The 25,176-nt window shown below is 56.3% G+C and carries 21 protein-coding genes, 1 pseudogene and 1 riboswitch; of the genes and pseudogenes, 13 read left to right on the top strand and 9 right to left on the bottom strand.

Annotated features, from left to right (window positions below; translation table 11 throughout):
- Nucleotides 1-57: 57 nt before the first annotated feature.
- The 5 genes from AC2FEB_RS01095 to AC2FEB_RS01075 all read left to right on the top strand — a co-directional run bounded on the left by AC2FEB_RS01095 (nucleotide 58) and on the right by AC2FEB_RS01075 (nucleotide 7,450).
- The gene (locus tag AC2FEB_RS01095; protein ID WP_496670576.1) at nucleotides 58-1,080 is read left to right on the top strand and encodes a quaternary amine ABC transporter ATP-binding protein; all 1,023 of its coding nucleotides are present in this window, start codon (nucleotides 58-60) and stop codon (nucleotides 1,078-1,080) included.
- Nucleotides 1,077-3,068, top strand: a complete 1,992-nt coding sequence (locus AC2FEB_RS01090) for an ABC transporter permease (protein ID WP_496670578.1) — start codon at nucleotides 1,077-1,079, stop codon at nucleotides 3,066-3,068. Before AC2FEB_RS01095 ends, AC2FEB_RS01090 begins: the two co-directional genes overlap by 4 nt.
- A 1-nt stretch (nucleotide 3,069) precedes the next feature.
- Nucleotides 3,070-3,951 (top strand): phosphotransferase, encoded by an 882-nt coding sequence (locus AC2FEB_RS01085; RefSeq protein ID WP_496670581.1) that lies wholly within the window; start codon nucleotides 3,070-3,072, stop codon nucleotides 3,949-3,951.
- Nucleotides 3,952-3,959: 8 nt separating this feature from the next.
- Nucleotides 3,960-6,404 (top strand): GcvT family protein, encoded by a 2,445-nt coding sequence (locus AC2FEB_RS01080; RefSeq protein ID WP_496883808.1) that lies wholly within the window; start codon nucleotides 3,960-3,962, stop codon nucleotides 6,402-6,404.
- Between the two features lie 266 nt (nucleotides 6,405-6,670).
- Entirely contained in the window at nucleotides 6,671-7,450 is a 780-nt protein-coding gene (locus tag AC2FEB_RS01075) for an inositol monophosphatase family protein (RefSeq protein ID WP_496883807.1), read from the top strand.
- Between the two features lie 23 nt (nucleotides 7,451-7,473).
- Here the strand turns inward: AC2FEB_RS01075 and AC2FEB_RS01070 are convergent, their stop codons facing one another.
- The 9 genes and pseudogenes from AC2FEB_RS01070 to AC2FEB_RS01030 all read right to left on the bottom strand — a co-directional run bounded on the left by AC2FEB_RS01070 (nucleotide 7,474) and on the right by AC2FEB_RS01030 (nucleotide 15,986).
- A complete protein-coding gene (locus AC2FEB_RS01070; RefSeq protein WP_496883806.1) occupies nucleotides 7,474-8,484 on the bottom strand; it encodes a FecCD family ABC transporter permease in 1,011 nt (336 codons plus the stop codon).
- A 1-nt stretch (nucleotide 8,485) separates the two neighbouring features.
- Nucleotides 8,486-9,436, bottom strand: a complete 951-nt coding sequence (locus tag AC2FEB_RS01065; protein ID WP_496883805.1) for an ABC transporter substrate-binding protein — start codon at nucleotides 9,434-9,436, stop codon at nucleotides 8,486-8,488.
- Nucleotides 9,437-9,448: 12 nt separating this feature from the next.
- Nucleotides 9,449-10,225 carry an ABC transporter ATP-binding protein gene (locus AC2FEB_RS01060; protein ID WP_299898064.1) on the bottom strand — a complete coding sequence of 259 codons (777 nt, stop codon included), beginning with the start codon at nucleotides 10,223-10,225 and terminating at the stop codon, nucleotides 9,449-9,451.
- Nucleotides 10,222-10,578 (bottom strand): DUF1636 family protein, encoded by a 357-nt coding sequence (locus AC2FEB_RS01055; protein WP_496670586.1) that lies wholly within the window; start codon nucleotides 10,576-10,578, stop codon nucleotides 10,222-10,224. Before AC2FEB_RS01055 ends, AC2FEB_RS01060 begins: the two co-directional genes overlap by 4 nt.
- A 98-nt stretch (nucleotides 10,579-10,676) precedes the next feature.
- A riboswitch (cobalamin riboswitch) is annotated at nucleotides 10,677-10,871 on the bottom strand.
- Between the two features lie 104 nt (nucleotides 10,872-10,975).
- Nucleotides 10,976-11,641, bottom strand: a complete 666-nt coding sequence (locus AC2FEB_RS01050) for a D-lyxose/D-mannose family sugar isomerase (RefSeq protein ID WP_496670588.1) — start codon at nucleotides 11,639-11,641, stop codon at nucleotides 10,976-10,978.
- 16 nt (nucleotides 11,642-11,657) lie between these two features.
- Nucleotides 11,658-12,584, bottom strand: a complete 927-nt coding sequence (locus AC2FEB_RS01045) for a carbohydrate kinase family protein (RefSeq protein ID WP_496670591.1) — start codon at nucleotides 12,582-12,584, stop codon at nucleotides 11,658-11,660.
- Between the two features lie 40 nt (nucleotides 12,585-12,624).
- Nucleotides 12,625-13,674: a glucokinase gene (locus AC2FEB_RS01040; protein WP_496670980.1), complete on the bottom strand. Its 1,050-nt coding sequence runs from the start codon at nucleotides 13,672-13,674 to the stop codon at nucleotides 12,625-12,627.
- Nucleotides 13,651-14,952: pseudogene (locus AC2FEB_RS01035) on the bottom strand (GH1 family beta-glucosidase); the annotation flags it as partial. The gene AC2FEB_RS01040 and the pseudogene AC2FEB_RS01035, both read right to left, overlap by 24 nt.
- A gap of 2 nt (nucleotides 14,953-14,954) precedes the next feature.
- Nucleotides 14,955-15,986 (bottom strand): LacI family DNA-binding transcriptional regulator, encoded by a 1,032-nt coding sequence (locus AC2FEB_RS01030; protein ID WP_299640574.1) that lies wholly within the window; start codon nucleotides 15,984-15,986, stop codon nucleotides 14,955-14,957.
- A gap of 220 nt (nucleotides 15,987-16,206) precedes the next feature.
- Here AC2FEB_RS01030 and AC2FEB_RS01025 point away from each other — a divergent pair, with 220 nt between their 5' ends.
- From AC2FEB_RS01025 to AC2FEB_RS00990, 8 genes are all read left to right on the top strand, one after another.
- Nucleotides 16,207-17,565 (top strand): ABC transporter substrate-binding protein, encoded by a 1,359-nt coding sequence (locus AC2FEB_RS01025; RefSeq protein WP_496670594.1) that lies wholly within the window; start codon nucleotides 16,207-16,209, stop codon nucleotides 17,563-17,565.
- Nucleotides 17,566-17,620: 55 nt separating this feature from the next.
- Nucleotides 17,621-18,628 carry a carbohydrate ABC transporter permease gene (locus AC2FEB_RS01020; protein WP_299898078.1) on the top strand — a complete coding sequence of 336 codons (1,008 nt, stop codon included), beginning with the start codon at nucleotides 17,621-17,623 and terminating at the stop codon, nucleotides 18,626-18,628.
- 3 nt (nucleotides 18,629-18,631) lie between these two features.
- Nucleotides 18,632-19,780 (top strand): carbohydrate ABC transporter permease, encoded by a 1,149-nt coding sequence (locus AC2FEB_RS01015; protein WP_496670597.1) that lies wholly within the window; start codon nucleotides 18,632-18,634, stop codon nucleotides 19,778-19,780.
- Nucleotides 19,781-19,789: 9 nt separating this feature from the next.
- Nucleotides 19,790-21,445: an alpha-glucosidase gene (locus AC2FEB_RS01010; RefSeq protein ID WP_496670599.1), complete on the top strand. Its 1,656-nt coding sequence runs from the start codon at nucleotides 19,790-19,792 to the stop codon at nucleotides 21,443-21,445.
- Between the two features lie 3 nt (nucleotides 21,446-21,448).
- A complete protein-coding gene (locus AC2FEB_RS01005; RefSeq protein WP_496670601.1) occupies nucleotides 21,449-22,531 on the top strand; it encodes an ABC transporter ATP-binding protein in 1,083 nt (360 codons plus the stop codon).
- A 71-nt stretch (nucleotides 22,532-22,602) separates the two neighbouring features.
- Complete coding sequence (locus AC2FEB_RS01000) at nucleotides 22,603-23,352, top strand: sugar phosphate isomerase/epimerase family protein (protein WP_496670603.1); 750 nt, start codon at nucleotides 22,603-22,605, stop codon at nucleotides 23,350-23,352.
- Nucleotides 23,352-24,398, top strand: coding sequence for a LacI family transcriptional regulator (locus AC2FEB_RS00995; protein ID WP_496670605.1), 1,047 nt, complete (start codon nucleotides 23,352-23,354; stop codon nucleotides 24,396-24,398). Before AC2FEB_RS01000 ends, AC2FEB_RS00995 begins: the two co-directional genes overlap by 1 nt.
- A gap of 22 nt (nucleotides 24,399-24,420) precedes the next feature.
- Nucleotides 24,421-25,170 (top strand): basic amino acid ABC transporter substrate-binding protein, encoded by a 750-nt coding sequence (locus AC2FEB_RS00990; RefSeq protein WP_496670608.1) that lies wholly within the window; start codon nucleotides 24,421-24,423, stop codon nucleotides 25,168-25,170.
- The last annotated feature ends 6 nt before the right edge of the window (nucleotides 25,171-25,176 follow it).

Below are 25,176 nucleotides of genomic sequence, written 5' to 3'. Positions count from 1 at the left end.
GCCTGTGGCTCTCTCGGTCCGCTCTGGCCTTTTTCGCGAATTAACCGGACCACACTGATGCCCCCCAAGACCAAACTGTCGTGCCGAAATATCTGGAAGCTCTATGGCCCCAACGCAGATCGGCTTCTGCGGACAACCCCTGAACCTACGGCAGATGATATTCGCAAGGCAGGCGTGATCGGCGCAGTCCGCAACGCCAATATCGAGATCTCTGAAGGCGAGATTTTCGTCATCATGGGCCTGTCGGGGTCTGGCAAATCAACTCTGGTTCGGTGCTTGTCCCGGTTGATCGAGCCTACTGGCGGAGAAGTCCTGTTCGATGATGCTGACCTTTTGCGCGCCAGTGAGAAAGAACTGATTGAAATCAGGCGTCACAAGATGGGCATGGTGTTCCAGCATTTCGCGTTGCTGCCGCATCTAACCGTTTTGCAGAACGTAATGTTCCCGTTGACTATTCAGGCCACTCCCGAAGCCGAAGCCGACGCCAATGCCCGCGAAGTCGTGGAACTGGTCGGCCTGAAAGGTCGTGAAGATTATTATCCGCGCGAACTCTCGGGTGGACAGCAGCAGCGCGTGGGGATCGCCCGGTCGCTTGTGACTGAACCGGACCTTTGGTTTTTGGACGAGCCGTTTTCGGCCCTCGACCCATTGATCCGCCGCGAGATGCAGGACGAATTCCTGCGCCTGCAGGAGCGCCTGCACAAGACGATTGTCTTCATCACCCATGATTTTGAAGAGGCGGTCAGACTGGCCGATCGGATTGCCATCATGAAGGATGGTGAGGTGATCCAGATCGCCACACCAGAACAGCTTGTAATGCATCCTGCAACGGATTACGTCGCTGAATTCACACGGCATATCCCCCGGTCCAAAGTTCTGACAGTCGGTGGCGTCATGATGGCCGGGGCTGCTGGCGAAGGGGATCCGATCTTGCAATCGACCCGCGTGTCCGATGTGGCCGAACGGATCATTGCCGCAGACGCGCCGATCCCTGTTGCTGACAACAACGGGCAAGTCGTTGGCGCCATTGATCGCAAGGCCGTGGCGCACGTGCTGTTTGGCGGCGGAGACGTGGCATGACACGCCTGAACCGCAGTCAGATCATCATTCTGGTGCTCGTTCTGATCACGGTCATTCTTGGGTATTATGGTCGCGATCTGAGCAAAGCCCTGGATGCGCGCTGGCTGACAAAGTTCCCTTCGGCCTGGGTCATTCCGTTCAAGTCCTATATCTCGTTGGCAATGTCCTGGCTGATCGAAGATGCGGCCGTTGGCCCGGTCTCGTTCACCGATATCACCCGCGCCATCGCATGGTTGATCGAACAGCCCTATAATCTGGTTCTTGCCCTGCTGGCCGACGGCTTTGTCAGCGGTCAGGGGAATGACGCGCAGGTTATCCTGCCTGCAATCAGCTGGATTGTGGTCATCACCGCCGTTGTCGCCTTGGGTCAATATTGCCGTGACTGGGGATTGGCCGCTTTGGTCGGGGCCTGCTTTATCTATCTTGCAGTTTTTGGACAATGGGACAGCGCCATGGTGACGCTGGCGTCGGTCCTGATTGCCGTACCAATTGGCGCAGGTGGAGGATTGCTGTTGGGCATTCTGGCCTATCGCCATCCGCTTTTTGAAAAGATCATCTCGCCCATTCTGGACTTGATGCAGACGATCCCGATCTTTGCTTATCTGGTGCCGATCCTGTTCATGTTTGGTTTTGGCCCGATCTCTGCCTTGGTCGCGACGATCATCTATGCGACCCCACCGATGGTGCGGATCACCACGCTGGCGCTGAAAGGCGTTGATCCCGAAATCCTGGATTTCGGGCGCATGGCGGGTACAACCCAGCGGCAGTTGATGTGGCGAGTGCTTGTGCCCTCGGCCAGCCACAGCCTGATGGTGGGCGTCAATCAGGTGATCATGCTGACCCTGAACATGGTCATCATCGCCTCGATGATTGGGGCAGGGGGGCTGGGCTTTGACGTTCTCGCCGCGCTGCGCCGTCTGGACATTGGAGCAGGGTTCGAAGCCGGCATCGCCATCGTGGTACTGGCCATTGCCGTCGACCGTCTGAGCCAAGCCTTTGCCGAACGTATGGGGCAAGTGCATCATGAGGCTCCCGGCTCGTGGATCGCTCGTCATCGCCGGACGGTTTTGGTGCTGATTTTATTGGTACTGACATGGGTTCTGGGACAGTTCTCGCCACTGCTGCTGGAATACCCCCAAAGCCAGACCATCACGACCGGTGCGTTCTGGGATGACACTGTTGCGTACCTGAACGTCAACTATTTCGACACGTTCGAGGCCATCAAAGTCTTCTTTCTGACGTGGTTCATGATCCCGATCAAAACGGTTCTGCTGGGTATCCCATGGCCTTGGGCCATCGCGATGCTGACCTTGCTGGGATGGCACGCTGGCGGTTGGCGGCTGGCGCTGTTGTGTGGTGGGATGGCCTCATTGATCCTGCTTTCGGGCTTGTGGTCAAAGGCAATGGTAACCGTGTATCTGTGTGGTGCATCCGTCATATTGGCGACACTGATCGGTGTGCCCCTGGGAGTTTTGTCGGCGCTGAACAAACGCGCAGGGACGGCCATCAACCTGCTGATCGACACGCTGCAAACCCTTCCCAGCTTTGTCTATCTGATCCCTGTCGTCATGCTGTTCCGGGTCGGCGATTTCACCGCCCTGATCGCCATCGTCCTCTATGCGCTGGCCCCAGCTGTCCGCTATGCCGCCCATGGTGTGCGCTCGGTCAGTGAGGAACTGATCGAGGCAGGTCTGGTTTCGGGCTGCACCCGTACGCAACTGTTGCGCCATATCCGCCTGCCGATGGCATTGCCTGAAATCCTGCTGGGCGTCAATCAGACGATCATGCTGGCGCTGTCAATGCTGGTGATCACCGCTCTCGTCGGTACCCGTGATCTGGGGCAAGAGGTCTACATCGCCTTGACCAAAGCCGATACCGGTCGCGGTCTGGTGGCCGGTCTGTCAATTGCCTTCATCGCCATCATCGCTGATCGGTTGATCAATGCCAGTGCCCGTCAGGCCCGCATCCGCTTTGGACTGGAGAGTTGATATGAGCCATCCTGATCTGATGACCCGCATCCGCGCTCTGCCAATCTGGCAGGGTAAAATCGAGGCCACTCCTCTGACCGGTGGCATCACCAATTTGAACTTCAAGGTAACGGATGGCAGCGGGTCTTATGTGGTGCGTGTGGGCGACGACATCCCCCTGCATCAGGTGATGCGGTTCAATGAGCTGGCCGCCAGCAAGGCAGCCAATGCAGCGGGTCTGTCGCCTGCCGTGGTACATTCCTCAGGTGATCTGACAGTGCTGGAGTTCATCGAAAGCCGCACCTTGACGGAAGAAGATGTCCGCCATCCGCACATGCTGCCCCGTGTTCTGGAATTGGTCAAAACCTGTCATGTCGAAGTGCCGAAACACCTGCGCGGGCCGTCGCTGGTATTCTGGGTGTTCCACGTCATCCGGGACTATGCCGCAACACTGACCGAGAATGACAGCGCCCATGCAAAGCTAATCCCCGATCTGATCGACGCAGGCACGCTGCTGGAGCGTGAGGCAGGGCCGTATGACATCGTGTTCGGCCATAACGACCTGCTCTGTGGCAATTTTCTGGACGACGGCAATCGCCTTTGGCTGATCGACTTCGACTATGGCGGATTCAACTCGCCGCTTTTTGATCTGGGGGGGCTGGCGTCGAACAATGGCCTGTCGCCTGAACAGGAAGACTGGATGCTTGAAGCCTATTTTGAGGCCCCGATAACCTACGACCTGCGCCATCGATATGCGGCGATGAAATGCGCCTCGCTGCTGCGGGAAACCATGTGGAGCATGGTGTCCGAGATCACCTCGGATATCGACTTTGATTACGCAGCCTACACAGCTGAAAACCTGGCGCGGTTCCGCGCAGCCCTTACCGATTTCGAAAACACCTGAGGACAGACATGACCGACCTTCCTACAACAGCCAAAGCCGTCATTATCGGCGGCGGGATCATCGGCTGCTCGACCGCCTATCACCTGGCCAAGCTGGGCTGGACTGACACGGTGCTTCTGGAGCGCAAGAAACTGACTTCAGGCACCACGTTTCACGCCGCAGGGTTGGTTGGACAGTTGCGTTCGAACGCAAATATCACGCAATTGCTGGGCTATTCCGTCGATCTGTACAACAAGATCGAAGAGGAAACCGGCCTCGGTACAGGCTGGAAGATGAATGGCGGCTTGCGCCTTGCTTGCAACGAAGAGCGCTGGACCGAAGTCAAACGGCAGGCCACGACAGCTCATTCCTTTGGTCTGGACATGCAACTTCTGACCCCATCCGAGGCGCAAGAGCTTTGGCCCTTGATGGATGTCTCCGACGTGATCGGCGCGGCCTATCTGCCGACTGACGGTCAGGCCAACCCGTCAGATATCACGCAGGCATTGGCCAAGGGCGCCCGCATGGCCGGGGCGAAGATATTCGAAGACACCAAGGTCATCGATATCGAGATTGAAGATGGCAAGATTCTCGCGGTAATCACCGAACATGGTCGGATCGAGTGTGAAAAGGTGATCTGCTGCGCCGGGCAATGGACCCGCACCTTTGCCAGCCGCTTTGGCGTCAACGTTCCTCTGGTTCCGATGGAACACCAGTACATGGTGACCGAACCTTTCGACGTGCCCGGCAATCTGCCCACTCTGCGCGATCCCGACCGGCTGACCTACTACAAGGAAGAAGTCGGAGGTCTGGTCATGGGCGGGTACGAGCCGAACCCGATCCCCTGGGCCACCAAGGGGATTCCGCAAGGTTTCCACTATACCCTTCTCGACAGCAATTTCGATCATTTCGAACAACTTATGGAGCTTGCGCTGGGGCGCGTGCCTGCGCTGGAGAACACTGGCGTCAAAACGTTGACCAACGGGCCGGAAAGCTTCACGCCTGACGGCAATTTTATCATCGGCGAAGCGCCTGAGTTGAAGAATTTCTTCGTCGGCGCGGGCTTTAATGCCTTTGGCATCGCGGCTGGCGGCGGTGCAGGCATGGCGCTGGCGGAGTGGGTATTTAATGGCGAGCCGCCCTTCGATCTGTGGTCTGCTGATATTCGTCGCTTTGGCCGCCCGCATTTCGACACCGACTGGGTTCGCACCCGTACCGTTGAAGCATACGGTAAACACTACACGATGGCTTGGCCGCATGAGGAACATGACTCTGGCCGCCCCTGTCGCAAGTCGCCGCTTTACGACACGCTGAAAAAGCAAGGCGCGTGCTTTGGAGAGAAACTGGGCTGGGAACGCCCCAACTGGTACGCCGATGCATCAAAGGGCGAGACACCCAGGGATGAATACAGCTTTGGCCGCCAGAATTGGTTCAATGCCGTAGGTCGCGAACATAAAGCGGCACGCGAAGCGGCTGTGTTGTTCGATCAGACATCTTTCGCCAAATTCGCCCTTAAGGGTCCGGATGCACTGGCAGCGATGAACTGGATCTGTGCCAATGATGTGGACAAGCCGGTTGGTACCCTTGTCTATACCCAAATGTTGAACAACAAGGGCGGGATCGAGTGCGACCTGACCGTTGGGCGTGTGGCTCATGATGAGTTCTACATCGTCACCGGTACTGGCTTTGCCACTCATGACTTCGACTGGATCGACCGCAGCATTCCCGAGGGTATGAATTGCCAGCTGTTCGATATCACCTCATCGAATGCAGTTCTGTCATTGATGGGACCAAAAGCGCGTGAGATTCTTGCGGCGGTGACGCGCGATGACGTCTCGAATAACGGGTTCAAGTTTGGCGCGATCCGCACCATCGGCATCGCCGGGTGTCCGGTCAAGGCGCTGCGTGTGACCTATGTTGGTGAATTAGGTTGGGAACTGCACCTGCCCGTGGAGTATGCACAGACCGTCTATGACGCGCTGATGGAGGCTGGGCGGCTGCATGGATTGATAAATGCGGGCTACAGGGCCATTGAATCGCTGCGCCTTGAAAAAGGCTATCGCGCCTGGGGTTCGGATATCGGGCCGGATCATACGCCGTTTGAAAGTGGCTTGGGCTGGGCCGTGAAACTCCGGAAGAATATTGATTTCAAAGGGCGTGCCGCCTCTGAGGCGCAAAAAACCGGCGGCGTAAAGAAGATGCTGGCATGTTTCACGGTTGAACCCGACGTTGTTCTTCTGGGGCGTGAAACGATCTATCGGAATGGCGAAAGAGTCGGGTGGCTGACCTCGGGCGGCTATGGCTACACCGTCGGAAAGTCGATCGGCTACGGTTACATCCGAAACGCAAAGGGCGTCGATGCGGAATACGTCACATCAGGGACATATGAATTGGATGTCGCAACTCAAAGGGTTCCATGCGAAGTGACACTGCAACCGCTGTACGACCCGCAGATGAGCCGGGTGAAAATCTGACCCGAGGGTGCAAGAGCTGATCAACTGACAAACACACAGCGATCGGAACGCATAGGGAAAGCATGCTAACATGGCAAATCCGCCCCGAATGTCCGGAAGATCGTTGAATCTGGCTGTTTTCGACCTATGAGCAGTTGATAAAGTTACAGTATTGTCACACTTCACGCCAATCTGAAGACTGAACTGCATGACTTCTCATTCAGCTTTCAGGGCAATCAACCCTTCATCCGTCGGAAATCGGATGACTTCAGCCGAAAGGACCGGAAATGGTAACCCCAGATGCTTTGACTGAACACGCGATGAAGATTGCTGATATTGCATCGGAGTCCGCTATGCTTTTTTTTCGGGGTTCTTTAGGTGTTGAATTCAAGCAGGATGAAAGCCCGGTGACGCTGGCCGACAAGGCAGTTGAAGCAGAAGTACGGGCCTATCTGAATCAGCATTTCCCAGAGCATGGCATCTTTGGCGAAGAACACGGTCAGGAGGCTGGCGACGGGCGCCATATGTGGGTCATTGACCCCATTGACGGAACCCGATCGTTTCTGTCCGGCCATCCCTTGTTCGGATTCCTTTTGGCTCATCTATTGGATGGACAACCTCAGTTCGGACTGGTCGGAATGCCGGCCTTAGGTGAGACCTACTTGGGTGTAATTGGTGACGGCGCCCGCCTGAACGGGCGACCGGTACAGGTCGCGCAAACAACACGCCTGGATCAATCGGTTTTGTATGTGAATGAAGGGGACAAGATCTATCGCGACCATCCTGACCTGTTCACCCGGCTGATGACCGCAGGGCAGACGCGCCGATTTGCCTATGATTGTTACCCCCATGCCTTGCTTGCTTCGGGGCATGTCGATGCTGTCGTGGATTACGATTTGCAACCTTATGACTATCTGGCGGTCTCACCCCTTGTCACAGCCGCTGGCGGAGTGATGACCGATTGGCAGGGGCACGCTTTGACCCTCGATTCAGATGGCGCGGTCGTTTCCGCCGCAACCCCCGAATTGCATGCCGAACTGCTTGACCTCATCAATGTTGAAAAATGAAAGTGTCGCGCAATCTCTGGAAACTAGTTCCCGCGATCAGATTTGAATAAATACAAGAAGACAAAAAGTGATCCTATTGACGTTGTGACGATTCCGACGGGCAACTCCTGCGGAGCCAGAAGAAGGCGTGACAAGATATCAGAGAGAGTCAGTAGAATTGCGCCCACGAAGGCTGAGGCGACCAGCAGGTTTCGGTGCAGAGTTCCGGCGATGCCGCGTGCAATATGCGGTACCATCAACCCGACGAAGCCGATGACGCCGGCAACGGAAACGAAACTGGCCGTCGCCAACGCGGCAACGAAGAACATACTGAACCGCAGGCCCTGAACGGGAATACCCAGTGAAGAGGCTGTAAAATCTCCGGTCAGCAGTGCGTCAAGCCACCGGCTGCGATAAAGTGAATAGCTCAGGATCAGGCCCAATCCGATTAAGACAAGCGGGAACGTTTCCCATCTTGCTAGTCCCAAACCGCCAAGCATCCAGAATATCACCGAATGCGCAGCGCGATTGTCGCCAGAGAAAATCAGGTAATTGGTGATCGCGGAAAACAGAAAGGATACCGCCAAACCAGCCAGGATAAGTTTTTCAGGCGCGCTCGTGCGTAAGCCCTGAACCAGCGCCAGAACAATGCCTGATGCGATCAGACCGCCGCAAAACGCCGCCAACGGCAACGTCCAGATGCCCAATACATCACCTGTGACCGTGATCACCAGAACGGCGCCAGCAGCTGCACCAGAGGACAGACCGAACAGAAACGGATCTGCCAGATCGTTTCGCGTCGTTGTTTGCAAAACAACACCAACGACGCCCAGCCCCGCGCCAATCACGGCAGCAAACAGGGCTCGGGGCAGGCGAAGGTCGAAGACGATCCGGTGCAAAGGCGACATGTCTCCGTCCACCAGACCGGTTCCAAGAACGATGGCTGAAAAAACTTCGCGCATGGGGATAGGAGTGGTCCCGTAGACGATGGACAACAGCAAAAGGGCGGTCAGAACAACCGCCCCCAGCAAAATCAAACGGCCCAATTGGACCATATCAGTTGGTCTCCGGGTGCATGGCCTTCGCCATTTTCTCGATCGCCTCGATGTTTGCCGGGCCGGGCGTCAGTTCTTCGTAACGCAGGCCAATCCAGCGTTCGTTCTTTACCGCGTCCGTTTGTGACATCACCGGATGATCCTTCAGGAACTGAAAGGTGTCCTCTGCGCCGTTGCCGGACTGATAGTCGAGCAGCACCAGAAATTCCGGATTAGCCGCTGCCACGGCTTCCCACGACGTGCGGCCCCAGCTGGTATCCAGATCATGTGTCACGTTTTCGCCACCGGCGGCTGCGATCATTGCATCGGGAATGGCGAACTTGCCGGCAGTAAACGGAGCATCGGCCGGTCCGTCCAGCAGGAACACGCGGGGCTTTGCCAGATCGGCTGTTTTTGCTTCAATGGCGGACAGTTGGTCCTTCCAGTTGGCAACCAGCGCTTCGGCCTCGTCCTCGACCTGCATCACCATGCCCAGACGCAGAACGTCACCAAACAAAAGGTTCATGCTGGCCTCGGGGCGATCCTTGTCCAGATGCACGCAGCTTTCGGTCAGGACCATGGTCTTGATACCAAAGGGTTCCAGGGTGTCGGGCGTAACATCGCCACCGGGTTTCATGCCATAGTACCAACCGGCAAAGAACAGATCGGGCTCGACGGCCACAAGGTTTTCAATGGTCGGGTATTTGGGGGCAAGTTCTGGGATATCGCCACGCTGAGCATCAAAATCGGGGCTTGTTTTGTACCAGCCGGTAATTCCGGTAAGCCCCACGATCTTGTCCTGAAGGCCGAGCGCAAAGGCCATATCCGTCATGTTCATGTCGTGCACGACCAGACGCTCGGGCACCGTTTCAAAAACAAGCGGTTCGCCGCAGTTGTCAACCGTGACGGCCTCCGCTGCTGCGCCACTTGCCAAGCCAGTGAAAACAACCACTGGCCAGAGTTTGTGCATCATTTTTAGCTCCTGTTATGATGACAGTTTTCGTTTTCGGATGTCCAGCGCCGGGATCATGCGGCCTTCGTGCTGAAAGCACAGATAATCCACACCAAATGTGTCACGTACCCGGTCTGTGGTCAGAACTTCGCTGACAGGCCCGAACCCGGTCAGGCGCGTGGCTTTCATCAACGCCACATGGCTGGCGAATTCCGGGATCATGACCAGATCATGGACGATCATGACGACCGTTACCCCCAGGTCAGCGACCAAGGACAGCATGTGCCCCTTGGCATCCGGGTCCAGATGGTTGGTTGGTTCGTCCAGAAACAACAAAGATGGATTCTGGGCCAGTGCGCGAGCGATATGTGCGCGCTGACGTTCACCGCCCGACAGTTGGCTCATCGGTTTGTTTGCGAAATGCGACAGTTCGGTCGTCGTCAGCACCCGTTCAAGATCAGCTTTATGTTGAGCCGTCGATCGTTCCCCCTGAATCGGGATTTGTCCCAGCGCAACATAGTCTTGCAACCGCATCCGTCCATCGGGCGTTTCCTGCTGTCCGACCACAGCAATGGATCGGGCGCGTTGGCGGGCGGACAGAGTGCGAAGGCTTTTGCCTTGAATCCAAACATCACCCAACGCAATCCTTTCGATCCCGCATAGCAGTTTCAGCAGAGTGGTCTTACCGGCACCGTTCGGCCCGGCAATTGCCAGAATTGATCCTTCTTCAAGACGAAAGGACACGTCCTGCAACAGGATATCACCATTGAGAGCGTAGTACTCCAGATCCTCGGCAACCAGAAAACTCATGACGTCCCTCGGGATGGCAAAGCGGGTATTCGCGACAGGGTCTTTGTAAAGAGGGCAGGAGGACGGTTCGAGGCGCTGGTCCAGCCATCGTCGCTGTCGCCGAACTGCGTCGCGAATTCGACCAGGGCAGCCAGGTCGTGTGAAGTCTTAATGTCGCCGAACAGATACTGCGCTTTGCCTGCGGCCTGAAATCCAACGGTCATGGCCCGTTCACAACCTGCCATGCAGGCCACCATTCGGGTTTCAAAACCGTCAGGCAACTGAGCGTCCAGTGCGTCTTGCGCGGCCTCGGCAGGCATCGTCCCCTGACATGTTGAACAGATCAGAACGTAGTGATCAGAATAGCAGGCCATTGCCATCTCCGTCGTTTGCCAGATGCAGACAGAAGGCAAATACCCATATATTACGCAAACGCGCCATCAAGCCTCCTTCGGGGACGCCCCGCCCCGGGTTGGTTTACCATGCGATGGCAGGTCTCCTGACTTGCGGGTCAAGGCTCGGCCCACCTTCCCAACCCTTTCGGATCAGTGGTACAGTGGCGTCGCTCACCGCTTACAGTTGCGGGGGCAGTCACGGACTTGGCGCATCCCTGCGCCGCACCGTATTCCCATTTTCATCCCTTACGGAACCATCCGGCTCAGCTAGTCCGGCTACGCAAGACTTGTCAAGCGGCAGACGATGTGGGGTGGTGGAAGGATATGCGATAGTTGAGCCGACTATCCTGTTCACGCCAGCCCGGACCGAACGGTGTCAATAGTCCGATACAAGCAGGAAATCCGGCTCTGCATCTTCTTCGACCTTTGAGAACCGCGGGATTGGCTCTTCAAACACATTGTCCGTACGGTCGTCATTCACGGTCGAAACCTCGCCAATAAGGCAATCGCCGCGCTCCGCCCAGAAAGCGTGCCAGATGCCGGGCATCAGAGTTACACTTTGCCCCGGCTTCAGCCGCAAGTGCTCTCCGGGTTGCAAGGTTACAGGGCAGGCATCGCTGGGGACCGTCACCGGGTTGTCGCGGTCAACGCCACCGTTTGGATCCGACGCATAGATTTCCAGAATGAGGTTGCCGCCGCCCCGGTTGATGATGTCTTCTGCTTTGACGATATGCCGGTGCATCGGAGAAAGCTGATTGTCTTTCGAGATCAACAGTTTTTCCGCATAGAGCATCCCGCGCCCGGATTTCAGATCCTTCGCCTCACCATTGCGCAGAGTGAACAGAAAAAGTCCAAGTTCGTCGAAACGGCCTTGTGCGTAATCGGTTATGTCCCATCCCAGCCCGCGGTTGCGAATCGTTTCAGCCAGAGGGCTGCGCATTTGCTCTGGCGTCCAATTCGCAAAGGGTGGCAACACGGCACCGAAGGACTGAATAAACGCGTGTGCCTGAGATTTGATACGGTTGATTTCAGATCGTTTCATTGTGCCATTCTAAAGATCAAAGCTCATGCGCCCAAGGCGGTTCCGCCCCGGCTCGGGATACGGTCACTGCGGCCACATCCGCGCCCAGTTCCATAGCCGTTCGCAAGTTTTCCGCAGTCAATCCGCGCAGACCTGATTTGGTCAGATGCCCTGCACGGCTGAGACCGGTCAGGACGCCAGCGTTGAACGTGTCACCTGCGCCGATTGTGTCGACCACTTCAACGGGCTTTACAGGAACTGAGACTTCTGAACCATCTGCCAGGTAACCGTGCGCCCCGTCGCTGCCACGCGTGACGATGACAGCGGTTGGACCCGCCTGCAACAGCAGAGACGCCTTCGCGGCTTCGGATTCGTTACCCGGAATGATCCAGTCCAAGTCCTCGTCCGAAACCTTGACGATATCTGCTCGTGAGATCATGCGGTTCAAACGCGTTCTAAATCGGGTTTGATCCTTGATGAAACCCGGGCGGATATTCGGATCCAGCATCACAGCCCGGTCAGAACCGTGGCGGTCCAGGAGGGCGGCATAAGCATCTGCGGAAGGTTCACAGGCAAGGCTGATACCACCGAGATACAGAGCGGAAACCGCTGGAAGTTGATCGGGCAAGTCTTCGGGCAGCAACATCCGGCCCGCCGTGTTTTCATCAACAAAGCTGTAAGACGCGTGCCCATCAGAAAGCTGTACAAAGGCAAGCGTGGTCGGGCGGTCCGAGATAATCACATGCGTCGTGTCCACATGACTGGCTTTCAGGGCATCGATCAGTTGCTGCCCGAACATATCCGATGACAAACCTGTCAGCATTCCAACCGGCACGCCCAGACGCCCCATCGCAACAGCTGTGTTCAGAACTGCACCACCGGTATGTGGCACAAAACCCAGCGCACCCGACACGGTCGGTTCTGAGATCATATCTATCAGCGCTTCACCACAGCACAGGATCATGTCTTGGTCCTTCTTGGAATAGAGATTTCGGTTAGTCTGGTTACTGTCTCAGCGCGTTCTTGCAGAAGTTGTTTGCGCCGATGATCCCGAACTCTGCCTGTTCAGACACGTAGAGGTTCAGGGAACGGCGCAAATCGCTGAAGCGGCCGCCGCCGTTGAACGCATCCTTGAAGTTGTCACTGAAAAGCCAGCGGTTTTTCTCGGCAACGCCGCCCACAAGGAACACGCCTCCCTCTGGCATCAAGGTGACCGCCAGATCACCCATCAATGCACCCAGATGAGTGGTAAAAATCTGCGCCGTTTTTTCGGCGATGAGATCGGTGCCGCTGCGGGCATCGTTCAGAATTTCTTTCGCAGAGCGCACCTGTGCCCGCGCCTGACCGGCTGCCAATTCAACCGCCTGATACAGTACCGGTAGGCCGGTTCCACTCAGGAACATTTCTGCTTCCAGCGCCAGGCTGTCCCCAAAGAAACAGCCCGGTGCGATACGACGCGCCGCTTCAAAGATATCAACTTCTTCGCGATGGCGCGGGTACAAACCCACATGCCCGCCTTCGCCGGAAACCGTATGGTATCTGCCTTCTGAGTAAAGCAAGGCGCCAACGCCGAGCCCGGTTCCGGGGCCAACAACCAATCGCGTGCCTGCGGGCGGCGTTGCCTGTCCCTGCAAGACGGCAACATCCGACCGGGTCACCTCGGCCACCGACCATGCCGCGGCGGTAAAATCATTTATCACAAAGGTGCGCTGCGCTCCTGTTGCATTAGCCAACTCTGTCTCCGAGAGATCCAGGTTTGCGTTGGTCAGTTGAATAGTCCCATCCCTGACGGGCCCCGCGCCCGCAGCTACGACGGCCTGTGGATTTGTTCCGATTTCGTCTCTGAGATCATGGAACGCCTCCAACAGGTCTTCCAATGTCCCCGTCGGATGTTTCCGAAGATCAGCCAATTCGCCATTCATGACGACGCCTAAACGTGTGTTCGTGCCACCAATATCCGCAACTAGGTTCCAATGCTCATGCACAGCCCCGAATGGTTGCGCTAACGGCTGAGAGACGTTCTGACCCTCGGACAGGGCGGATTTTAGCGCCATGAAAGACGCTTTGGGCGTTCTCGCAAGTGTTTCGAAATCCACGTCCACCAATCCAAACCTCTTCTCGTACCCGAAGGCCCATTCGTAATTGTCCAGTAGCGACCAGACAAAATAGCCATTCACCGGAACACCTTGTGTCAAAGCGTCCTGCACGGCCGCGAGGTGCCGGTCGAGATAATCGATACGATCATCGTCCTGCACGCGCGCCTCACTCGCCATACCGTTTTCGGTGATATAGATTGGCATCGCGCCCGTATAGTCTTTCGTTGTTCTGATAAGAAAGCGGGTGAGGGCAGAGGGCTCAATTTCCCATCCCATCTGCGTTTTCGGCAAAGGCCCGGGAACCTCTTGCAGGCTGGGCCAGGCGGTGTCCGCCGGGGCGATCAATTTTCGGGTATAGTAGTTCAACCCGCACCAATCGACCTGTGCTCCGATGGTTTCAAAGTCGTTCTGCCAGCCCTTGGGCAGGTGTGGTTCCAATCCCACCAAGGCTGTTTGAGGATATTCTCTTTTGAAAACCCCGGCAAGGAAGAACCGGTTGTAAATCGCATCGTAGCGATCTGCGGCAAGCCGCGCTTCCGCGCTGTCATCTGCTGGCTCGGACCATTCGAGGTTGAACACAGCGCCCAGATTGCTCATGCCAAGACTGCGCATGGCCTGAATGGCCCTGCCGTGGGCCAACAAAACGTGATGCATCGCTCGCGCAGCGGCGCGAATGTCGCGCAGACCGGGCGCATGGTGGCCTTCAAAATGACTCAGCCAACTGACACACCAGGGTTCGTTGATCGGCGCGGCGCTGAACATCCGGTCACCGATCCGACCCATGATGACCTGCGTATAATCCGCGAACCAATCCGCGATATCGCGATTGCACCACCCCCCCTGATCCGCAAGCGCTGACGGCAGTTCCCAATGATAAAGCGTCACACAGGGGCGGATACCGCGCTCCAGCAGGGCGTCCGCCAATCGGTCATAATAGTCCAACCCCGCCTGATTGACCTGACCACGCCCTTCCGGCAATACACGTGCCCAGCTGGTCGAAAAGCGATAACAGTCAAACCCGGCTTCGCGTACCAGATCGAAATCCTGCTCGAACCGGTTCAGGTGATCGCAGGCCACGTCTCCGTTTTCTCCGCGCACCACGTTGCCCGGCGACGCCGCAAAGGTATCCCAATGAGTCTGCCCCGCACCGCCCTGTGCATGGCCTTCAATCTGGTACGCAGAGGTGGCAACACCAAAGAGGAAATCTTTGGGGAAATCAGCGCGTGAGTGTTTCATGGTTACAACCTGTTGGGCGCAGGGCCGGTCGACCTGCCAACTACCAGTTCGGCCTCCAGCAATCTAGTTTTGACTGGATCATTCGGAGATTTGATGCGCTGGATCAACATGTCAGCAGCCATTTCACCTGCCTGCCGGACGGACGAGCGCGTTGCGGTGAAGATAGGAACATCCTGCCCGTTCTTCAAATAGGACAGGTCGTCGTCATGGGCGATCACTGATACATCCGCACCCATCTCAAGCCCGTTTTCGGACAGAGCGCGCCGCACACCGATGGCGGATATCATCGATGAACACAGAATCGCAGTAGGAGGGGCGTCCAGGCGCAACATGTTTTGCGTTTCGTGGTGGCCGTAAACCTCTGTCATTTCAGCGCTGCGCATCAGATTTGCATCGGGCGCAAGCCCGGCCTGCCCAAGCGCCTCAAGATATCCGTCGCGGCGGCGTTGGGCGAAATCCATATCTTCCAGACCGTTGATCAGAGCGATACGGCGATGGCCAAGGTCAATCAGAAAGCGCGTGGCACGCATGAACGAGCTTTTGTTGTTCACATCGATCCAGTCATACAAAGTGTCGACGCCGGTTGAGCGTCCGTGCACGATGAATGGGACGCCCATGCGGGTCAGGACTTCGATCCGTGGTTCGTTCACTTTGGGGCCTTGCAGCACGACTCCGTCCACCGCGCCCCGCTGAAAGAGACTCCGATACGCTTCTTCAATCGAGGTGTCGTCGGCGTTGGTGAACATCATGTCATAGCCATGTTCAGCGTATTTCTTTGCGGCACCGGCGACGAAATCCCCGAAGATCGGGTTAACCATTTCATGTTGTGACGAGCTGGGAATCACGTGGCCGATCACCATGGATCGTCCGGTTGCAAGCCCTTTGGCACGACTGTTCGGCCGGTACCCATGTTTGTGCGCCGCAGCTTGAACGCGCGCACGTGTGTCCTCGCTCACTTCAGGGTACCCGTTCAACGCCCGGCTGACCGTAGTTTGCGAAAGGCCCAGAACTTCCGAGAGCTGCTTCAGGTTCATTTTACGATTCAAAGCGCCTTCAATTGAGTGACTCTTTTTTGTTTTGTGAGCAAATGCTGCATCCGTCAACTTATTTTGTGTGGAAAGCAAAAAGTATAAGTAATTTTGGCGCTGGGAAGCAAAATGTTGACAGAGAGCTATTGTTAGCGGATAACACGCACTAACCAAAGCGCTTTGAAAGCGAGTCTTTGAGCGCACGATAGCTTGGGAGGAGGATTTGATGAAAAACACGCTTTACGCAGGTGCGGCGGCACTCGCCCTGATAGCCGGATCAGTTCAGGCGGAGGGTGAGTTGATCCACGCCGTCGGCGAGGGCAGTTTTGACTGGGATGGGTTTCAGGCCTTTGCCGAAGCAAATGATCTGTCCGGCGAAAGCCTGACTATTTTCGGCCCCTGGCTGGCTGGCGAGGGCAAGTCTTTCGAGAACCTTGTGGCCTATTTCGACGAAGCAACAGGTGCGAATTCCAGCTATGTGGGCTCGGACTCTCTGGAACAGCAAATCCTGATTGATGCAGCCGCAGGTTCCGCGCCGAACCTGACTGTTTTCCCGCAGCCCGGTCTGGCGGCAAACCTTGCCAAGCAGGGGTATCTGACACCTTTGGCCGAGGGCTCGGCGGACTGGATAAAGGAAAACTTTGCTGCCGGTCAGTCCTGGGTGGATCTGGGAACGTTTCAAAACGCCGACGGAGTAGACGATTTCTACGGTTTCTTCTTCAATGTGAACGTCAAGTCTCTGGTCTGGTACGTGCCCGAAAACTTCGAAGACTTTGGGTATGAAGTGCCCGAAACTATGGAAGAGTTCAAAGCTCTGATGGATCAGATGGTCGAAGACGGTGAAACGCCCCTATGCGTCGGTCTGGCCTCGGGTGGCGCAACGGGTTGGCCCGCAACGGACTGGGTCGAAGACCTTATGCTGCGCACGCAACCACCAGAAGTCTATGACCAATGGGTTTCCAACGAGATCAAGTTCGATGATCCCCGCGTCATCGCTGCGATTGAGGAATATGGCAGCTTTACCCGCAATGACGAATATGTGGTTGGTAATGCAGACGACACGGCGGCAATTGACTTCCGGGACAGCCCCAAGGGTCTATTCGATAGCCCGCCGGCTTGCATGATGCATCGGCAAGCGTCGTTTATTCCCGCCTATTTTCCTGAAGGCACGGAATTGGGGGTGGACGCTGACTTCTTCTATTTCCCGGCTTACGCCGAAAAAGACCTGGGCACACCAGTGCTTGGGGCAGGGACACTGTTCACGATCACGAACCCGAACCCGGCCACCGAAGCATTCATGGAGTTCCTGAAGACGCCATTCGCTCATGAGATCATGATGTCGCAGGATGGTTTCCTGACGCCCCACCTGAGTGCAGACCCCGAGAACTACTCGAATGATTCACAGCGCGGACAGGGCGAAATCCTGACCAACGCAACAACCTTCCGCTTTGACGGGTCTGACCTGATGCCGGGTGCGGTTGGGGCAGGTACTTTTTGGACCGGGATGGTCGATTACTCTTCGGGTGCAAAAGATGCAGCCACCGTGGCACGTGAAATCCAGTCATCCTGGGACGCAGCCAAGTGACCAACTCATGGGGCGGTCCTAGGGCCGCCCCACTTGCCAAACGGATGGGCGCACCATGACACCCGCACTTCAAGGCCTGCTGACGATCGCCATCGGCGTGTCGGGTTGCGTGGGCTACTTCTACTTTTCCAACCAGTTTCTGGACAAAATCCTGTTTCCGCCGCGTGGTCCGAATGCGGGCCGAAACATCAACCGCGCGAACTTGATCCGTCCATGGTTGTTCCTGTTCCCGGCGCTTGCTGCGCTGGGGCTTTATCTGGCGTATCCGGTGGTTGAAACCTTGCGCCTTTCGCTTACGGAACGTGTGCCCGGTGGCGGATACCGATGGGTCGGCCTGGACAACTATACCCAAATGGCGGCTGAGCCGAAGTTTTGGGAAGCCATGCGCAACAACATGTTCTGGTTGATTGTCGTACCAGCCATGTCAACGGCTTTTGGTCTTCTCGTGGCGCAACTGACTGACCGCATCCGCTGGGGCAACTTTGCCAAGTCCCTGATTTTCATGCCGATGGCCATTTCGTTTGTTGGTGCATCGGTGATCTGGAAACTGGTTTATGACGCGCGACCAGCTGAACAAGACCAGATAGGAATCCTGAACGCACTGTACATCTTCTTCGGCGGCACCGAACCCAACACGTGGTTAACAATTCCCTTCTGGAACAGTTTCTTTCTGATGGTTGTCCTGATCTGGATTCAGACGGGTTTCGCCATGGTCATTCTGTCGGCGGCCTTGCGCGGAATTCCCGAAGAAACCATCGAGGCGGCCATTTTGGATGGGGCCAATCCCTTTCAGATCTTCTTCAAGATCAAGGTGCCGCAGATCAAAACCACAATCCTTGTTGTTTGGACGACGATCACGATCACCGTTCTCAAAGTGTTCGACATCGTTTTTGCCATGACCAACGGCCAGTGGGAGACGCAGGTTCTGGCAAACTACATGTATGACAAGCTTTTCCGCGCCAATGACTGGGGCGTCGGGTCGGCCTCGGCCATGGTGATCATGTTGCTTGTTGCGCCGATCCTCGTCTGGAACGTGCGCAATGCACGCAAGGAGATGGAGTAAGCCATGAGCGATATCGCAGGAACGAAACCCGCGCTCAGATGGGTGGTGCATCTGTCAGTCGTCTTTCTTGTGGCCCTTTGGGTCATCCCCACGCTTGGCTTGCTGATTTCGTCCTTTCGGACGGCAGATCAGATATCGTCCAGCGGCTGGTGGCGGTCGCTGTTCCCCTCCGAACAAAATCTGACCCTTCGCAGTGCCGCACCGGAGACGCAGGTGCTGGAAAACGGAGTGTATGTCATTCAGGGGGCGTTGTTCGGCGAAGATGAGCAAGCAACGATTTCCAGATGGGGTATCAGTTCGCGCGAGGTAGATGCGTTTGAGCCGGGCCAAACAGAAAAACTGCGGCGAGGTGGCACGATCACGGTGGATGCGGTTGGCAACTACCGGATGGAGAACACCGAAGAGTTCACAGGTGATCGCGGCGCACGCATCTTTGTTACGGCCGAATTGCCGCCCGAGTTCACTTTAAAAAATTACCAAAAGGTTCTTCTGGATCAAAGCAGTACAGACAGCATGGCCAAGGCGTTCTTCAACACGCTGACAGTGACTATCCCAGCGACCATAATCCCGATTCTGGTTGCCGCCTTTGCAGCTTATGCGCTGGCGTGGATGGATTTCCCCGGACGGGCCTTGCTGATCGCGGCCGTTGTTGGCCTTTTGGTCGTGCCGCTTCAATTGGCCTTGATCCCGTTGCTGAAATTTCACCTCAATATCGGGATCGGTAAAGGATACCTGGGCGTCTGGCTTGCGCATACAGGGTTTGGGATGCCCCTAGCGATTTACCTGCTGCGTAATTACATGGCCGGATTGCCGCGTGATCTGATCGAAAACGCCCGCGTCGACGGCGCCACCGAGTTTCAGATCTTTACCAAACTGATCCTGCCACTCAGCTTCCCGGCGCTGGCGTCTTTCGCGATCTTCCAGTTCCTGTGGACATGGAATGACCTGCTTGTCGCCAAGGTTTTCCTGATCGACGCGACCGGCCAGACAACCGTGATGACGAACCGCATCGTGGAGTTGCTGGGTACACGTGGCGGCAACTGGGAAATCCTTGCGACCGCTGCCTTTGTCTCGATCTTCGTGCCGCTGGTCGTCTTCTTCGCAATGCAAAAATACCTGGTCCGCGGCCTGTTGGCCGGATCTGTCAAATAGAGGCGTCTGATGAACGTGCAGAACAACCTTGAACAATGCAAAGCAACGAAACTGTCTTCGGACTGGTGGCGCGGGGGGGTGATCTATCAGATCTACCCACGCAGTTTTCAGGACAGCAACGGCGATGGGATCGGCGATCTGAAGGGCATCACTGCGCGACTGGACTACATCGCCTCTCTGGGCGTTGATGCAATCTGGATCTCGCCGTTTTTCAAATCGCCGATGAAGGATTTTGGCTACGATGTCAGCGATTACCGCGATGTCGATCCCATGTTCGGGTCGCTGGCGGATTTCAAAGAGCTTCTGGATCAGGCCCATGCGAAGGGTCTGAGGATCATGATTGATCTGGTTCTGTCGCATACATCAGATCAGCACCCTTGGTTCAGCGAAAGCCGCAGCAGTCGAGAGAACCCGAAATCCGACTGGTATGTTTGGGCGGACCCCAAACCGGATGGCACGCCTCCGAACAACTGGCTTTCGATCTTCGGCGGCTCGGCCTGGCAATGGGACGCCCGACGCCTGCAATATTATCTACACAACTTCCTGACATCGCAGCCGGATCTGAATTTCCACTGTCCGGCTGTTCAGGACGCGTTGCTGGACGTGGCGCGGTTCTGGCTTGATCTGGGTGTGGATGGTTTTCGGCTGGATACCATCAATTTCTATTTCCACGACAATGCGCTGCGCGACAATCCCGCGCTGCCGATGGATCAACGCAACGCCACGATCGCACCGGCAGTGAATCCTTACAACCATCAGGATCACCTGTTTTCAAAAAGCCAGCCCGAGAACATCGCCTTCCTCGAACGACTGCGGGCTTTGACGGACGAATATGAAGACCGAGCTTGCCTGGGCGAGGTCGGAGATGCGCAGCGCGGGCTCGAGATCATGGGCGAGTACACATCTGGGGATAAACGGATGCACATGTGCTATGCCTTCGAATTCCTGGAAAAACGCGCATTGACAGCCGCTTACACCAGGCACGTTTTTGATCAGTTAGAGGCGAAGGCAGGGGACGCGTGGCCATGTTGGGCGTTTTCCAACCACGACGTGCAGCGTCACGTCTCGCGCTGGAATTTGGACGACGCCGCAGCCCGCCAGCACGCGGTTCTGATGATGTGCCTGCGCGGCTCTGCCTGCCTCTATCAGGGCGAGGAGCTGGGCCTGCACGAAGCGGATGTGCCGTTCGAGAAACTGCAAGACCCTTATGGCATCGAGTTCTGGCCCGAGTACAAGGGCCGTGACGGCTGCCGCACACCGATGGTTTGGGCGGCACAAGATGAACAATCGGGTTTCAGCACCGCAGAACCCTGGCTGCCGGTTAGCGCACAGCAGGCCGGGCACGCGGTAGACCGATTGGAGGCGGATCCACATTCGATGTTGAATCACTACCGTCGCGCCATTGCCTTGCGGCATGCGCATCCTGCTTTGGCAATGGGGGCGCAGACCGGGATGACAGAAACGGGTTCGGTCCTGTCTTTTGTACGTGAGGATTCACATGAGCAGATATTCTGTGCGTTCAATCTGGGTGCAGACACTGCCGAGTTCAAACTGCCCGAAGGCGGTTGGCAGGTCATGGGTCAGGACTTGGGCGGCATTGAGGGAAGCGGCAACGTTATCCTGAACGCGGCGCAGTTCATCCTGATGTTTAGGAAAAAGGGATAACGCATGTCTGAACTCAACCTTACAGATGTCGCCAAGTCCTATGGCCCTGTCGATGTTTTGAAGAACATCAATCTCGACATTGAACAGGGCGAACTGATCGTTTTCGTTGGTCCTTCCGGATGTGGCAAGTCCACCCTGTTGCGGATGATCGCTGGGCTGGAGAAGATTACAGGCGGCACGCTGGAAATCGAAGGGCAGGTTATGAACGATGTTCCGCCTGCACAGCGGGGCATCGCGATGGTGTTCCAAAGCTACGCCTTGTATCCCCACATGACCGTTCGCGAAAACATGGCCTTTGCCCTGAAAATTGCAAAAATGCCCGCAGCCGAGATTGATGCTGCCGTAGATCGTGCCGCTCAAATCCTTCAACTGGAACCATTCCTGGACCGCCTGCCAAAAGCTCTTTCCGGGGGCCAACGTCAACGGGTTGCCATCGGGCGCGCGATTGTACGTGACCCAAAGGTGTATCTGTTCGACGAACCCCTCTCAAACCTCGACGCAGCACTTCGGGTGGCCACACGGATTGAGATCGCGCGCCTGAAAGAGGCTATGCCTGACAGCACCATGATCTACGTGACCCACGATCAGGTCGAGGCCATGACTCTGGCTAGTCGGATCGTGGTTTTGGCCGACAAGGGCATCGCGCAGGTCGGGACACCGCTCGAGCTTTATGAAACTCCAGACAACGAGTTTGTTGCGCAGTTCATCGGGTCGCCCTCCATGAACCTGCTGTCCGGCACAATCACTGGAACCGGCGAAACGACAACCGTTGAACTGTCATCAGGCGGGATTGCAAAGTCCGGGGTTCCAACTGAAGACAGTGACCTGGGTAAAAAGGTTAATATCGGGGTGCGTCCCGAAGACTTGGTCACGACAAAGGAAACCGCGATTCTGTCCGGGAAAGTGGATTTTACCGAAGCCCTGGGCGAAGTCACGTTGCTGTATTTTGAGCAAGCCGATGGTGCGGATGCGGTGATTGCGAAACTGCCGGGGATTCAGCGAAACCTGCGTGGCCAGACAGTCTCGGTCACCGCCGCACCGGATAAGGTGCATCTGTTCCAAAACGGATTATCCATGCGCAATTAGCAACGAAATGCAGTTCTTGACAGAGTTGCATTTTGTGTTTCACCATATTTGAAACGTTTCAATGGTGAAGAATGAGGGTATCAGCGCAGCTTTACACGATCCGGCAATGCGGTGACCTCACGGACCAACTGAAGTTGGTTTCCGTTTGTGGGTTTTCGGATATCGAAACCACCGGGCTGCATGACATGACACCGCAAGAGATGGCACGCATCGTCCATCAATCAGGTCTTAACCTTCGTTCTGCACATTTCGATTGGGAGGAGTTCAACGAGCGTTTCGACGACATCGTTGAAGTACTGCATCTTTTGGAATGCCAGGTGGCGGTCATGCCTTGGCTAGCGCCACAGGCGCGGCCCGGCACTGTCGAGGGATGGAAGGCAGTGTCGGGCCAGTTGTCCGATTGGGCAGATCGGCTGAGGGATCACGGCATCCGTCTAGCCTACCACAACCACGACTTTGATCTGAATGGCGAGCCGGGTGAAACGCCTCTTGATCAGATTCTCGCGCAGGGAAACATTTATTGGCAGCCTGATATCGGTTGGCTCGTTGCGGCGAGTCAGTGCCCAGCTGATTTGATCACGCGTCACGCGTCACGCATCCTGTCTGTCCACGCAAAGGACGTGGACCCGCAGGGCGGATCAGGTGACGGGCGTTGGCGTGATCTGGGTGAGGGTGTTGTCGATTGGGACGCCACGCTACGATCCCTTCTAAGGACCAAGTGCACCGACCTTTTTGTCGAGCATGATGAAACCGCAGATCACAAGCGTACTTTGCAAACCGGCCGGTCGTTTTTGACTGAACAGCTAGAGGGTATCGGCTGATGGCGCGGGCAACGATCAAATCGATTGCCAAAAAAACCGGCTATTCAATCGGAACAGTGTCAAACGCCCTGCGCGGAGCCTCTTCGGTAAAGCGCGAAACGCGGGACGAAATTCAGAAGGCGGCTTCCGAGCTTGAGTACCGGGTCAATCTGGATGGCCTGAAACTGCGCACCAACAAATCCTACAGGATTGCGGTATTGGTCAGCGTTTCAGACAACGCCGCTGATGAGTGGGAGGGTGTGGAGTTTACGAGGATCTTGGCCGGAATATCCGACGCGGTTCAGGGATCACGCTATCAGTTGAGCGTCTTCAGCATACGAGATGGCGACGCCGCACTGCGAACCCTTCACTCTATCGTGCAGGAAGGGTCGGCAGATGGGGTGATCTTTTCCGGAACACGGGTGAACGACCAGCGTATCGCCTATCTGCAAGATAAAGGTTTTCCGTTTGTCACATACGGCATGAGCGACAGTGTCGAACCGCATCCCTACGTGGATCTCGACAGTCAGGCTGCCGCTTTTGATGCGACGGCTCGGCTGCTGGCATTGGGGCACAAGCGGATTGCGCTTATCAACCCGCCGGATGACCTGATCTATGCGCACCAGCGTCGCCAGGGATATTCAGATGCTCTGTCGGCAGGTGGCATAGAGTTTGACCCGGCACTTGTTTTCCCTGGCCCGACCACTGCGAAAACCGGGCAAAGGGCCTTTGCGTCGCTCATGCGAATGCGCAACCGACCAAGCGCCATTATTTGCGCCAACGAGGCGATGACCCTTGGCGCCTTGTCCGGAGCCGCCGATATGGGTGTTCAAGTCGGCACGGATGTCGTCCTAATTTCAAACGACGACCTGAAACTTAGCCAGTATTTCGTCCCCCCGCCAAGCACCTACTATTTGCCGATTGGCGAGACCAGCCGCCTGCTGGGTGAATTCATGCTAAAAGCACTGGACGGCGTTGATCCGTCCGAAACTCAAAAAAAGATCAGGGCCACATTGATCGAGCGACAACCTGACACCCCGGCGCCGGGTACGGCGCAGACCAACTGAGCCAACAGAGGAGAAACCGAACATGTTCAAAAACCTATTAGCCGCTGCAACGCTTGCAATGCTGACAGCGCCGGCGGCTTTTGCCGCCGATCTGGAAGGTCGCGTACTCAAGATCGGAACGGATGCAACCTACCCCCCGATGGAAACCGTCGACGAAACAACCGGTGAAATCGTAGGCTTTGATGTCGATGTGATGAATGCAATCTGCGAAAAGATCAATTGCGTTCCGAATTTCGTAAACACCGCCTGGGACGGCATCTTTGCGGCGCTTCAGCAGGGTGAATTCGATCTGGTCATCTCGGGCGTATCGATCACGCCCGAGCGTGAAGAGACTATGGACTTTTCCGAACCTTACATCGTTGTCAGTCAGGCCATTTTGCTGCAGGTCGACAACGCGGATATGACGCTTGAGGATTTCAAAGCGGGTGGCCAGAAACTGGCGGCACAAACCGCGACGACCAATGCCCAACTGGCGGAAGAGCTTGTGGGGCGCGAGAATGTCAGCCTCTACGACAACTTTTCGGCGGCTATTCTGGCGCTGCAGAACGCAGACGTGCAAGGGGTGATCATTGATGGTACGTCCGCCGCTGCCTACGAGCAGGAGTTTGCCGGAGAGCTGACCGTAGGCATCACAGGCCTGCAATCGGATCCATTGGGTATCGTGTTTCAGGAAGGTGACCCGACGGTGGATGCAATCAATGCCGGTCTCGCAGCCATTCAGGAAGACGGCACGCTGGACACGCTGAAAGCCAAATACTGGGGCACAAACTGATCCTTC

The sequence above is a fragment of the Ruegeria sp. YTSC106 genome, assembly GCF_059609765.1.
Note: the sequence above shows the minus strand (reverse complement) of the source record. Positions and strands in the feature narration are given on the sequence as shown.